General features: G+C 63.3%; 10 protein-coding genes. 7 read left to right on the forward strand and 3 right to left on the reverse strand.

Annotated elements, in window-relative coordinates:
* Positions 1-2,025, reverse strand: a complete 2,025-nt coding sequence (gene cyoB, locus DYST_RS05040; protein WP_102304404.1) for a cytochrome o ubiquinol oxidase subunit I — start codon at positions 2,023-2,025, stop codon at positions 1-3.
* Positions 2,026-2,028: 3 nt separating this feature from the next.
* Entirely contained in the window at positions 2,029-3,015 is a 987-nt protein-coding gene (cyoA, locus tag DYST_RS05045) for a ubiquinol oxidase subunit II (RefSeq protein WP_102304405.1), read from the reverse strand.
* Between the two features lie 223 nt (positions 3,016-3,238).
* On the opposite strand from cyoA, the gene DYST_RS05050 reads away from it, so the two are divergent.
* The 7 genes from DYST_RS05050 (at position 3,239) to DYST_RS05080 (ending at position 13,343) form a co-directional block, all read left to right on the forward strand.
* Positions 3,239-5,038 carry an aminopeptidase P family protein gene (locus tag DYST_RS05050; protein ID WP_239950501.1) on the forward strand — a complete coding sequence of 600 codons (1,800 nt, stop codon included), beginning with the start codon at positions 3,239-3,241 and terminating at the stop codon, positions 5,036-5,038.
* Between the two features lie 15 nt (positions 5,039-5,053).
* Complete coding sequence (locus DYST_RS05055; RefSeq protein ID WP_239950502.1) at positions 5,054-5,527, forward strand: hypothetical protein; 474 nt, start codon at positions 5,054-5,056, stop codon at positions 5,525-5,527.
* Positions 5,528-5,752: 225 nt separating this feature from the next.
* Complete coding sequence (gene parE, locus DYST_RS05060; RefSeq protein ID WP_102304408.1) at positions 5,753-7,642, forward strand: DNA topoisomerase IV subunit B; 1,890 nt, start codon at positions 5,753-5,755, stop codon at positions 7,640-7,642.
* A gap of 105 nt (positions 7,643-7,747) precedes the next feature.
* Positions 7,748-10,246, forward strand: coding sequence for an acyltransferase family protein (locus tag DYST_RS05065; RefSeq protein WP_239950505.1), 2,499 nt, complete (start codon positions 7,748-7,750; stop codon positions 10,244-10,246).
* 209 nt (positions 10,247-10,455) lie between these two features.
* Positions 10,456-11,625 (forward strand): GDSL-type esterase/lipase family protein, encoded by a 1,170-nt coding sequence (locus DYST_RS05070; protein ID WP_239950507.1) that lies wholly within the window; start codon positions 10,456-10,458, stop codon positions 11,623-11,625.
* A 72-nt stretch (positions 11,626-11,697) separates the two neighbouring features.
* Positions 11,698-12,768 carry a PLP-dependent cysteine synthase family protein gene (locus DYST_RS05075; RefSeq protein ID WP_239950508.1) on the forward strand — a complete coding sequence of 357 codons (1,071 nt, stop codon included), beginning with the start codon at positions 11,698-11,700 and terminating at the stop codon, positions 12,766-12,768.
* 53 nt (positions 12,769-12,821) lie between these two features.
* A complete protein-coding gene (locus DYST_RS05080; protein ID WP_102304412.1) occupies positions 12,822-13,343 on the forward strand; it encodes a 3-hydroxyanthranilate 3,4-dioxygenase in 522 nt (173 codons plus the stop codon).
* Between the two features lie 9 nt (positions 13,344-13,352).
* Here the strand turns inward: DYST_RS05080 and DYST_RS05085 are convergent, their stop codons facing one another.
* Entirely contained in the window at positions 13,353-13,886 is a 534-nt protein-coding gene (locus DYST_RS05085) for an NUDIX hydrolase (RefSeq protein ID WP_239950509.1), read from the reverse strand.
* Between the last annotated feature and the right edge of the window lie 189 nt (positions 13,887-14,075).

The raw sequence follows: 14,075 nt of genomic DNA on the forward strand, positions 1-14,075 counted from the left end.
TTACGCCACCTTCTGACGCTGCGGCGCGGCCACCGGAGCCACCTGCGTGGTCTGGAACTGTTTGAGCTGCGCGTGACGCGAACGCTCGATCTTCTCGACCTCGGCCGCCGGCACCCAGTAATCGATGTCGCGGTCGTAAGCGCGGACGATGAAGGCACCAATCATGCCCAGCAGGCCCACGGCCGCCAGCCACCAGATGTGCCACACCAGGGCAAAGCCCAGGACCGTACCGAATGCGCCCATGACCACACCGACGCCGGTGTTACGGGGCATGTGAATGTCTTCGTACTTGGCAGGCTGCACGTAGGCGACTCCGTTTTGTTTGTCTTCCCAGAATTGGTCGAGCTCTTTGACCTGGGGAACGATGGCGAAGTTGTAGAAAGGCGCGGGCGAGCTGATGGCCCACTCCAGGGTGCGGCCACCCCACGGGTCGCCGCTGGGATCGGTGAGGCTCTTGCGGTCGCGGATGGAGACATAGAACTGCACGAGGGTGCAGAGGATGCCCACCGCAATGACCGCGGCGCCGAGGGCGGCGACGATCAGGAACGGCTGCCAATCCGGGTTGGCGTAATGGTTCATACGACGCGTCATGCCCTTCAGGCCGAGCACGTACAGCGGTGCAAAGGCCATCCAGAAGCCGACCAGCCAGCACCAGAAGGACGCCTTGCCCCAGAACTCATTGAGGCGGAAGCCGAAGGCCTTCGGGAACCAGTAGTTGATTGCCGCGAACACGCCGAACACCACGCCGCCGATGATCACGTTGTGGAAGTGCGCGATCAGGAACACGCTGTTGTGCAGCACAAAGTCTGCGCCCGGCACAGCCATCAGCACGCCGGTGACGCCGCCGATCACGAAGGTGACCATGAAGCCCACCGTCCACAGCATCGGCACGTTGTATTCCACGCGGCCGCGATACATGGTGAACAGCCAGTTGAACAGCTTTGCACCCGTGGGCACCGAGATGATCATCGTCGTGATGCCGAAGAAGGCATTGACGCTGGCACCCGAACCCATGGTGAAAAAGTGGTGCAACCACACAACGAACGAGAGCACGCCGATGCACGAAGTCGCATAGACCATCGACTTGTAGCCAAACAACGGCTTCTTGGAGAACGTCGCGACGATCTCCGAGTACGCACCGAAGCACGGCAGGATCAGGATGTAGACCTCCGGGTGACCCCAGATCCAGATCATGTTCACGTACATCATGGCGTTGCCGCCAAGCTCGTTCGTGAAGAAGTGCATGTCGAGGTAGCGATCAGCCGTGAGCAGCGCCAGCGTCACCGTCAGGATCGGGAACGCGGCCACGATCAGGATGTTGGTGACCAGTGCAGTCCACGTGAACACCGGCATCTTCATCAGCGTCATGCCAGGGGCACGCATCTTCATGATGGTGACGATGAAGTTGATACCGCTCAACGTGGTACCCAGGCCAGACAGCTGCAGTGACCAGATGTAGTAATCCACGCCTACTGTTGGGCTGTACTTGATGCCCGAGAGCGGCGGATAAGCGAGCCAGCCGGTGGCGGCAAAGTCGCCCACGAACAGCGACACCATCACCAGCACCACGCCCGACATGAACAGCCAGAAGCTGAGCGAGTTCAGGAACGGATAGGCCACGTCGCGCGCGCCGATCTGCAGCGGCACCACCATGTTCATCAGGCCCGTGATGAACGGCATGGCCACGAAGAAGATCATGATGACACCGTGCGCGGTGAACACCTGATCGAAGTGGTGCGGCGGCAGATAGCCGGCCGATTCACCGGCGGCCATGGCCTGCTGCATGCGCATCATGATGGCATCGGAGAAGCCACGCAGCAGCATGACCAGCGCCACGATGATGTACATGATGCCGATTTTCTTGTGGTCCACAGACGTGAACCACTCCTTCCACAGGTAACCCCATAGACGGAACTTGGTGATGATGGCGAGCATCGCCAGACCGCCAAGAATGACGGCAACGAGCGTGCCCATCACGATTGGCTCGTGATACGGGACCGCGTCAAGGGTGAGCTTTCCAAACATGGCTTACTTCTCTGCCTTGGCCGGGGTGATGTTCGAGGACACTGCGTCCCCGCCCTCGTGGTTGTGCATGTCCATCTGCATGCCTTCCTGCGGCGCGTCGTGATGCATGCCTTCCATCTGCATCTCGCCGTGCTTGGCGGCGTCATGCGACATCCCGCCCATGTGCTGGTTGATCACGCCCACAAAGAGGTTGGGTGTGACGTTGCCGTAATACGTGACCGGAGCCTTCTCGCTGGGCTGCGCCAGCGCCTTGTAGCCCGCGTCATCAAGATTCGCCTGCGAGGCCTTGGCCTTGGCGATCCACTCGTTGAAGCCGTCTTCGGAGGTCGCGATGGCCTTGAAGTGCATGTCCGAGAAGCCTTCGCCACTGAAGTTGGTCGAAAGGCCTGCATAGGTGCCCGGCTCACGCGCGATCAGGTGCAGCTTGGTTTCCATACCCGCCATGGCGTAGATCTGACTGCCCAGCTGCGGAATGAAGAAGGCGTTCATCACCGAATCGGAGGTGAGCTGGAAGTTCACCGGGCGATCGGTCGGGAAGGCCAACTCGTTCACCGAGGCCACGCCGTATTCCGGGTAAACGAACAACCACTTCCAGTCCATCGAGACCACCTGCACGGTGATCGGCTTGGCTTCCGATTCCAGCGGCTTGTACGGATCAAGCGCATGCGAACTCGTCCAGGTGATCACCGCAAGAATCGCCACGATGATGGCCGGGATGGTCCACACCACCACCTCGATCTTGTTCGAGTGCGACCAGTTCGGCGCGTAGGTAGCTTTCTTGTTCGAGGAGCGGTAGCGCCAGGGGAACCACAGCGTCATCGCAATCACCGGAATCGCCACCACGGCCATCAGGCCCAGCGCGATCAGGATGAGGGACTTCTCATGGGCACCCACATCGCCCTTGGGCGTGAGGACTTCCAAGTTGCAGCCGCTGAGCAACACAGCGACGCCAACGCCTGCGTAACGCAGGCGCGAAAAAAGGGCTTGCATGTTCACTGACTACCTGGGGTGCAGCGTGGGGACGCGGCATGGTAGCCATGTTAGGTTCGCGTTGGTACTTCTTTGAGACACAATGCCGCACATGTAATTTTTTGCGCAGACGCCTGCGGCCACTTGACTAAAAAAAGCAAGTGCGCGCACCCGCATTCGCACGCCGACTTTCGTAGCAGAACCCCGAAAATCGACGGATCGACGCCCCTGCTACCATGCGTCGATGGACCACACCACGCCCGCGAAACTGGTCGCCTTGCGGCAAGCCATGCAGCAGCACGACGTTGCCGCCTGCCTCGTCCCTAGCGCTGACCCACATCTGTCCGAGTACCTGCCCGCCCATTGGCAGGCTCGCGCATGGCTTTCTGGCTTTAGTGGCTCGGCCGGCACGCTCGTCGTCACCGCCAACCATGCGGGACTGTGGACCGACAGCCGCTATTTCGCGCAGGCCGCGACGGAACTGGCCGGTAGCGGCGTTGATCTGATGAAGCAGCGCGTAGCCCACGCGCCCGAGCACGTCGAGTGGCTGCTGGACCATCTGTCCGAGGGACAAACCCTCGCCGTGGCCGGTGACAGTTTTCCGCTGGCCGTCGCACGACAGCTCGAGCGACGCCTGGAGCGCATCGGCGCCCGCCTGCGCACCGACCTGGACCTGCCCGGACTGATCTGGCCGGATCGTCCCACCCTGCCCTCCGCTCCCGTGGTTGAGCACGCCATCCGTTATGCGACCCAGCCGCGAAGCGACAAATTCGGCCGCCTGCGTACCGCCATGCGCAAACTGGGCGCGACGCATCACCTGGTGTCCAGCCTGGATGACATCGCTTGGTTGACCAACCTGCGCGGCAGCGATGTTGAGTGCAATCCGGTGTTCCTCGCACATCTGCTGGTGCAGGCAGAAGGTCACGCCACGCTGTTTGTCGATCGCGGCAAGCTCACCGACGCGCTCGTAAGCGCACTCGGTACTGATCAGATTCGCATCGCTGATTACGGCACAGTGACAGACGCGCTTTCCGAGCTCGGTGCACAGGATCGCCTGCTGCTCGACAGCAATCGCGTCGTGGTGGCCGTGGCCGCCGCCATTCCCAGCACCACGGGACCGGTCGAAGCGGCCAACCCTTCCACACTACTCAAGGCGCGCAAGACGGAAGCCGAGCTGGAACATATTCGCGACGTGATGCGCCGGGACGGCGCAGCACTCGCACGCGCCTTCCGCCGGCTGGAGGAACGCGTCACCGCCGGCATGACGCAAACCGAGCTGGACGTGGACACACTCCTGCGCGAGGAACGCTCGGCCCAACCGAACTTCGTCGGTGAGAGTTTCTCGACCATCGCCGGCTATATGGCCAACGGCGCGCTGCCGCATTATCGGGCCACGCCGGAGGCGCACAGCACGCTCAAGGCCCAGGGCCTGCTGCTGGTCGATTCCGGTGGCCAGTACCTGGGTGGCACCACCGATATCACGCGTGTGCTTGCCCTGGGCGAAACCACGGCCGAGCAACGGCGCGACGGGACGCTCGTATTGAAGGGCATGATTGCTCTCAGTCGCGCCCGCTTTCCGAAAGGGGCCAGCGGCCCGCAGCTCGACGCGCTGGCGCGCGCACCGCTCTGGGCCAGCGGCATGGACTATGGCCATGGCACCGGCCACGGCGTGGGCTACTTCCTTAATGTCCATGAAGGGCCGCACGGCATCCGCCCGCCCGCCTCCGGCGCCACACTGGTGCCACTGGACCCGGGCATGATCACTTCGATCGAACCGGGCCTCTACAAGCCGGGGCGACACGGTATTCGCCACGAGAACCTGGCCGTTGTGGTCGAGGCCGAAAAGACCGAGTTCGGCGAGTTCTATGGGTTCGAAACGCTGACCCTGTGCCCGTTCGACCGCCGCGCGCTGGAACCGAGCCTGCTCAACCCCGAAGAGCGCGCCTGGCTGGATGATTACCACGCCACCGTCCGCGCCGCGCTGGCGCCGCTATTGGAGGACGCTGACCTGGCATGGCTCGAGCGGCACTGCGCACCACTCTGACGGGCGGACGCCAGCATGCTTGACCTGCCCAGCGGCATCGTGGACTTCGGTGACGGCGAAACGTTGGCCGTCGATAGCGAACTGACCGCCTTTGAGCAGACCCGGGCCTACGCCCGGCTCACCTGCCACCCCAATCCGCATGTGCCAGACCTGCTCACATTCCAGGGCTGGCAGGAAGCCATCGAAGCGCACCGATGGTATGTAGCCCTCACGTTCTACCGGGGCCGTGGGGCCGGCATGTCCATGCACCTCGCCAACGGCCCCCTGAGCCCGTTAGACTGGAACCGGGTCAGCGAGGCCCTGCTCAAGCGGGAGGTCCAGCTGTTAGTACGCATGGCGCAAGCCGCACTGGGCCGGGCCGCCGATCACGCCACGTTCGCTCATGCGCCAGCATTCGGTGGTACCTGGGAGCTGCCCTGGGGCCAGCTCAGCGCACATGGCGAGCCGCGCTCCTACACCGCCGGGATCTATCTCACGCCCCGGCATTGAATCGGCAAGACCTACCCTGACTAATCGCCTCCGGCAGGACGGGCGGCCGCTAACTACCCTGACTATATGTATATAAGTGGTCCGACGGCCTGGCAGCTCGCCATAGCGGGGGCGGCCGGCGGATCCCTCAATGCCCCGGAAGCACCGCAAGATCGTGTCAATGCTTGACCTCCCCGCGCCCGCCACTCATCCTCCCGCGATTAACCACGCTGTCCACTTTCCCGCATGAGCAGTCGCTACAACGCCGCCGACATTGAAGTCCTCTCTGGCCTTGACCCGGTCAAGCGCCGCCCCGGCATGTATACGGACACCTCCCGCCCGAACCACTTGGTGCAGGAAGTGGTCGACAACTCGGTGGACGAGGCCCTCGCTGGCCACGCCAAATCCATTGAGGTGATCGTCCATACCGATGGCTCGGTCGAGGTGAGCGACGACGGCCGCGGCATGCCGGTGGACATCCACCCGGAAGAAGGCGTGCCGGGCGTTGAGCTGATCCTCACTCGTCTGCACGCGGGCGGTAAGTTCTCTGGCAAGAACTACAACTTCTCCGGTGGCTTGCACGGCGTCGGCGTGTCCGTGGTGAACGCGCTGTCCAATCGCGTGGAAGTTACCATCCGCCGCGACGGCAACGAATACCGCATGGCCTTCGAGAACGGCGACCGCGCCAGTGAGCTCGAGATCATTGGCACGGTGCCGAAGAAAAAGACCGGCACCACGGTGCGCTTCTGGGCCGACCCGAAGTATTTCGACTCGCCGAAGATCTCGCTGGGCAAGCTGCGCCACCTGCTGCGCGCCAAGGCCGTGCTGTGCGCCGGCCTCAACGTGAAGCTGGTGGACGAAGCCACGGGCGACGTCAACGAGTGGTATTACGAGGACGGCCTGCGCGACTACCTGCGCGACGAGTTGTCCAACGCCGAGGCCATCCCGGCCGAGCTGTTCGTGCACCACGTACAGCGCGAGGCCGATGGTCTCGACGTGGCCCTCGCCTGGCTGCCTGAAGGCGAGCTGGTGCAGGAAAGCTACGTCAACCTCATTCCCACCGCCCAGGGCGGTACGCACGTGAACGGCCTGCGCTCGGGCCTCACCAATGCCATTCGCGAGTTCTGCGACATCCGCAACCTGCTGCCGCGCGGCGTGAAGCTCGCGCCGGAAGACGTGTGGGAGCGCCTCGCCTTCGTACTGTCGGCCAAGCTGCAAGACCCGCAGTTCGCCGGCCAGACCAAGGAGCGCCTGTCCTCCCGCAATGCGGCTGGCATGGTCGAAGGCGTCATCCACGATGCCTTCAGCCTGTGGCTCAACCAGCACGTGGACCTGGGTGAGCGCATCGCCCAGCTCGCCATCGAGCGCGCCAGTGCGCGCCTGAAGGCCGCCAAGCAGGTGGTGCGCAAGAAGATTACCCAGGGCCCCGCCCTGCCCGGCAAGCTCGCCGACTGCACCGCCACCGACCTTAGCCGCACCGAGCTGTTCCTGGTGGAAGGCGACTCGGCGGGCGGTAGCGCCAAGCAGGCGCGCGACAAGGAATTCCAGGCCATTCTTCCGCTACGCGGCAAGATCCTCAACACCTGGGAAGTCGAGTCCGGCTCGGTGCTCGCCTCCGAAGAAGTGCACAACCTCGCCGTCGCCATTGGTTGCGACCCCGGCAAGGACGACCTGTCCGGCTTGCGCTACGGCAAGGTGGTGATCCTCGCCGACGCGGATTCCGACGGCCTGCACATCGCTACCTTGCTCAGTGCGCTGTTCCTCAGGCACTTCCCGTCGCTGGTCCGCGAAGGGCACGTGTTCGTTGCCATGCCGCCCCTGTTCCGCGTGGACGTGGGCAAGCAGGTTTTCTACTGCCTGGACGAAAACGAAAAGAACGCGATGCTCGAGCGCGTGCAACGCGAAAAGATGAAAGGCCAGGTCAGCACCACCCGCTTCAAGGGTCTGGGCGAGATGAATCCGGGCCAGTTGCGCGAGTCGACCATCCATCCGGACACGCGCCGCCTGGTGCAGCTCACCGTGGATGGCGACGATGGCACGACCAAGCTGATGGACATGCTGCTTGCCAAGAAGCGCGCCAGCGACCGCAAGGCGTGGCTCGAGGAAAAGGGCGATCTGGCGACATTGGAGGTTTGACCGCAGGGGCGCAGCAAGTCGCCCCGGATTTGCCCGTTTTGGCCGTCGCTGCAGCACAAACGACGGCCATGCTTATGGACAAGGCCCCTAACCAAGAACGGCACCATGCTACTCGCAGAGTATCCACAGGAAGTGGAAGGCCACCCGGATGTGGCAACAGTCACCACGCAGATCGTTCCATCCGTCCACACACGACTTTCCGGACTCGATGGCCTCCGGGCCATCGCGGTGTCGGCCGTCGTGCTTTTTCATGCCGATTTTTACTGGGCGCGAGGTGGCTACCTCGGCGTCGATCTGTTCTTTGTCATTTCCGGCTTCCTCATTACGGGGCTGATGGCCCGTGAAGTGGACCGCAGGGGTCGGCTGGATCTGCGCGACTTCTACTGGCGTCGCGCCAAACGCCTGCTGCCCGCATCGTGGCTGATGATGGCCGTGGTGGTGGCGATCGCCACGTGGGTCGCGCGCGATGCACTGCCCCATCTGCGCAACGACGTCGTCGCTTCGCTCGCCTACGTCACCAACTGGGAATTGCTGCGCAGCCAGACCTCCTACTTCGAGGCCACGGGCCGACCACCGCTTCTGCAGCACCTGTGGTCGCTCGCCATCGAAGAGCAGTTCTACATCCTGTGGGCGCCGCTGGCCTTCATTCTTCTACCGCGCATGAAGCGTCGAGGCATGGCGGTTATCGCCATCGCGCTTGCCGCGGCTTCCGCCGCATGGATGGCGCTGTTGGCGCACAAGATCGGCTATCCCGGACAGGGTGATCCGTCGCGCCTGTATTTCGGCACCGATACCCACGGCTTTGCCCTGCTGCTCGGTTCGGCCCTGGGCCTGCTCTGGCAGCCGTCACCCGAACTGGATCGCCCAGGTGTGATGGCCCGCGCCACCGGCTGGCTGCTCGGTCTGATCGCACTGACATGCATGGTCGCGCTGTTCGCCATGATGGGCGAAGACACGCCCAGGCTTTATCCGTGGGGCTTCCTTGCCGCTGCGGCGACGTCGCTCGCACTGATCATGATCGCCACGCATCCGGGCATGGCGTTCGGCCGCTGCCTTGATAACCCCGTGATGCGCTGGATCGGCGAGCGCTCCTACGGGATCTACCTGTGGCACTGGCCGGTGTTCATGCTGACGCGCCCGGGTATGGATCTGCGCGCGCTGGACAACCGCTCGGTGCTCGTCGTGCGCATCGTGCTGACGCTCGTCGTGGCAGCGCTCTCCTACCGCTATCTGGAAATGCCCATTCGTCGCGGTGCGCTCGGACGCATCTTCACCAGCACGCGCCGCCACGCATGGCCGGGACGCGTGGCGGTGATCGCTACGCTGGTGCTGGTATTCGCCTCCATGGGCGTCTCGCTCTGGCACGCGCCCGCGCAAGCGAAGCCCGCGCAAGACGTGCGCGATGCGCTCGACCTCACTGCACCCGTAGCACCAATCCAACTACAGGACACGATTGCACCCATTGCAGCCGTGTCGGTGGAAGCGCCTGTCGAACCCGTGGTTGCACCGGTAGTCGACACGCAACCGGATCAACCCGCCGTGGAGGCGTTCACCGGTGACGAGCTGACGGCCGTGGGCGACTCCGTGTTGCTGGGCTCCAGCCGCCTGCTGAAGGCCACGCTGCCCGGCGCGGACGTGCACGCAACGATGGGCTGGCAGGCCGCCGATGTCATCCGACAGATCAAGACGCTCAAGAGCGCAGGCGCCGTGCGCGAAGTGGCACTGGTACACCTGGGAACCAACGGCTACGTCACCGAGGATCAGCTGCGGCAGATTCTTTCCATGCTGTCCGACTGCAAGCGCGTGGTGCTGGTCAACACGCACGTGCCGCGTCGCTGGATGGAAGCCAACAACGCACTGATCGACCAAGTGGCGCCCGACTATCCGAACGTGGTTACTGTGCGCTGGAACGATGCGTCGGATAACCAGCCCGATTACTTCGTTTCCGATGGCGTTCACCTGACCACCATCGGCCAGCGCGCCTTCATCACGGAAATCATGCGCACAGGTCATCTGGCGCGTGACAAGGCGGAAACCGCAGCAGCAGACACGACCGAGACCGCGGCGACCCATGCCACGGGCGATCTTTCACCTACGCTCGAACTGGCCCCGCAACCGGCGGCCAGCGACGACTACTGGAACAAAATGGCCCGTTGCGAGACGGATGCCAATTGGCAGAACGGCGGTCGTCATTCCGGCGGCCTTGGCATGTCGGTGGACGACTGGAAAACCTGGGGTGGTAATCAATTTGCCCCTACCCCGGCCGAAGCTACGCCCGCCCAGCAGATCGAAGTCGCCAATCGCATCTCGACGCAGGGCTGGACGAATGACACGGGCGATATCGTCAAACCCATCGGCTTCGTACGCTGGCGCTGCGTGGCAGCATTGGGTCGCCCGCACTCCGCCTCACCCAACACGTATACGCGAGATAGCGTGCTGGCGCAGACGTTCCATCTGGGCGAGCGCGGCGACGTCGTGCGTGATCTGCAGCTGATCCTCACCGAAACACCCGATGGCATCTACACCATGAAGCTACGCAAGAAACACCTTGCGTATCTGAAGCAGAATGGCCTGCCCGAGAACCTCGCGGGCACGGATTCTTGAATGACCGGAGCATATGGCGCATGGCACCAGTAACACGTTTTTTGATGATCAGTGCCTGGTGCGCTGGCCTTTCCGCTCTTTCCTGCAGCCTTCCCGCTCAAGCACAGGATGCCCCTTCGTCGCTCGACGGCGTCAGCGACCTTGTCTGCCCCAACGCGCCGCCAGCGCCACCCAAGCCGATAGCGGGCCGCCCCGCCGCCCGCGTCAACATGAGCGGCACCCAGATGCCCAGCGACGCCGAACTCGGCCCGCTGGCCAGGACGACCATCCGCCCGCAACCCCTGGTTGATACACAGACCCTTGCTGGATTCGCGCCGGGCAACAGCGAGCAACCGCGACGCATCGCCATCTGGGGAGACAGCCATATCGCCGGTGGTCCGTTTGCATCGACGCTGATCCAGTCGCTGCGCGACAAGGGACTGAGCGTCGCCCCTCGCTTACTGCCGCCAACGATGGGCCGCGCCAATGTGGTGCTACCGGGTTTGCGCGCGTACTGCATCGGCTCGAGCTGGACGACCGACATCGCCTACACCTCGCCATCGCCGCTCGACATCGGGCCAGGCTTGGCTAACCGTGTCGTCGACGCCGGGCCGGACAGCTACGTCTGGCTCGACGTGCGCAATCCCTCGCGGCAAGCCGATGTGCGACAGCTCCAGGTGATCTATAGCGCACCCGCCGGCGCGACCATCGATTACGTGATCGACGATGGCGCACAGCGCACCGTGACATTGCCTGCATCGAATACCAGCCAGGCGTTAGCGCTCGGCACCAACGGCGCCATGTCCACCATCAAGCTGCGCGTATCGCAGGGCAAGCTGGTGCTGCAGGGTTTCATCCTTGACCGACCGCAGATGCCCGACGTCAGCTTCGACGTGTTCGGCCTGCCTTCCGCGACGGTAAAGGGCTGGGCCAACGTCAATCCGAGCACGTTCGCCCAATCACTGCATGGCGTGAGTTACGACGGCGTGTTGTTGGAATTCGGTACCAACGAAGGCGCGGACCCTGACTTCGACACCGAGAAGTACGCCGCGATGCTGGAGCGCGCGCTCGGCAATATGCGACAAGTATTTCCCAAGGCATCGTGTGTGCTGGTGGGGCCACCCGATCGCGGCGTGTTGCGCCAAGGCAAGGGCGGCACGCTGCCGCTGCTCACCTACAGTCGCGTACACCAGCGCATCGAGCAGGTACAACGAGACGTAGGCAGCCGTTTCGGCTGTGCGGCCTGGAGCTGGCAAGACCTCATGGGCGGACAAGGCGGCAGCTACGGTTGGGCGCATGCGCAACCCAGTCTGATGGGCCACGACCTGATCCACCTCAGCCCGGACGGCTATCGGCTCACCGGCCGCTCGCTGGCTCACAGCCTGGGCTGGTCGCCCTGATCGCAAAGGCAACAACGCCTTGTCCATGATCGGGGACAAGGCGTTCACTCGACCGGGTGCTAATCTCGCCGAATGCACGCCCATTGGATCAGCCACGCCATCCAGACGCTGGACGCCGAGGCCCATCGCTCGGCGGACACGCACCTCATCCGATTGGATTTGCCTGCCTTTCCCGGCATTCCGCTTTACCTCAAGGATGAATCGGTCCACCCCACCGGCAGCCTGAAGCATCGACTGGCACGTTCGCTGTTCCTCTATGCCATCTGCAACGGCTGGCTCGAGCAGGGACGCCCCGTGGTGGAAGCATCCAGCGGCAGCACCGCAATCTCCGAGGCTTATTTCGCGCGGCTGCTCGACCTGCCCTTCTTTGCGGTAATGCCGCGTAGTACCTCACGCGACAAGATCACGCAGATCGAATTCTTCGGCGGCCACTGTCATCTCATCGACGACACCGACGTCTATGGCGCCGCGCAACGGCTGGCCGACGAGATCGGCGGCCACTACATGGACCAGTTCACCTATGCCGAGCGCGCCACCGACTGGCGCGGCAACAACAACATTGCCGAATCGATCTTCCGGCAGATGCAGCACGAGCCCGATCCCACGCCGCGCTGGATCGTCGTACCGGCCGGCACGGGCGGCACTTCCGCCACCATCGGCCGCTACATCCGTTATCGCGGCGGCCAGCTTGATCGCACGCAACTGGCCGTGGTCGATCCGGAACACTCAGTGTTCTACGACTACTACCATCATCGCGATCCGTGCCTGCAACTATCGCGCGGCTCGCGCATCGAAGGCATCGGTCGTCCGCGTGTGGAACCGTCGTTTATGCCCGGCGTCATCGACCGCATGCTGCGCGTGCCCGACGCCGCCAGCATTGCCGCCCTTGGCCTATTGGAAATGCTGCTCGGGCGGCGATGCGGTGGCTCTACCGGCACGAACTTGGTCGGTGCGCTACAACTGATGGCTGAAATGAAAGCACGAGGTGAACACGGCCCGATGGTCACCCTGATCTGCGACGGCGGCGATCGCTACAGCGGCAGCTATTACGACAGGAATTGGCTGGATCGCGAAGGCCTCCATCAGCCCGACGAACGCTCGCGTCTGGAAACGGTGCTCGGCGAAGGACGCTGGATCGACTGAGCCGCGGTGCTTACACTCCCCACCTGTCGCCCTCCCCACCGACGGAGCCCTACATGGCCCTGACGCCACCCATCGACCTGCAACGCTGGATCGACGAACACCGTCACCTGCTGAAGCCGCCCGTCGGCAACAAGTGCATCGTGGACGGTGACTTCATTGTGATGATCGTAGGCGGCCCGAATGCGCGCACGGACTTCCATTACGACGAAGGTCCGGAATTCTTCTATCAGCTCGAAGGCGAGATGGTGCTGAAGGTGCAGGACGAGGGCATGTTGCGCGATATACCGATCCGCGCCGGCCAGATGTTCTACCTGCCGCCCTGCGTGCCGCACTCCCCGCAACGCATGCCCGAATCCATCGGCCTGGTGATCGAGCGGCGACGCCTCGCCGGCGAGAAAGACGGCCTGATGTGGTACTGCGAGCGCTGCAACCACAAGTTGTACGAGGAGTACTTCACCCTCGACAGCATCGAGCAGGATTTTCCACCCGTGTTCGAACGCTTCTACCGCTCGATCGATGCCCGCACTTGCGTGGAATGCGGGCACCTGAATCCGGCACCCGCGAAGTACGCCTAAGCAGCGGCCTCAGCTACGCTGCAGCCACTTGCTCGCCATGCGGCGCAATGATTCGTCGCTCGCAGGGTCGTCGGCGATTTCCCGAATGGAGCGCCACGCTAGTGCGTGTGATTCCTCGCTGACTTCGAAGGCCTCGTTCGCACCCGCACGCACGACGTAACGCACGTCGTAATGCCAGTGCTCCGGCTCCTGCGCGCGGGCGGGAATGCGATGGCGATCGAGATCGAATGGCCCAAGCTCGACGTTGAGACCGGTGAGTCCGGACTCCTCTTCCGCCTCACGCAAGGCAACCTGCGAAAGATCCATATCACCGTCAGCATGGCCGCCCAGTTGCAGCCAACGACTCAATTTGCGGTGGTGGGTCAGCAGGACGCGTTCGCCATCGGCACTGACGAGCCATGCCGATCCGGTGAAATGTCCCTCAAGGGATTCGCGCAGAAACACCTGCTGGCCGCCTGCCAAAAAATCGATGAAGTGCGAGACATCGCCCTCATGGGGCCACTGCTGGCCGTAATGCTGAAACTGTGCGAGCAGTGCGCTCATGGATCGTCCATTGCGTAAGAACATAAAGAAGTGGCCGCGTACCTACGTCGCCGCCGAACTGCATTATTTCAGAGATGGGCGGGCTTGACCCAGTTCAGAAGCGGGCCGCAGGCGACCGCAGTGCAACTTGTACCGCCAAGGTCCGCTGGGCTATGGTGGCCTGTCGTCGCTGGGGAGGCGACGCATGCA

It is taken from the genome of Dyella terrae (genome assembly GCF_022394535.1).
Classification (GTDB): Bacteria; Pseudomonadota; Gammaproteobacteria; order Xanthomonadales; family Rhodanobacteraceae; genus Dyella.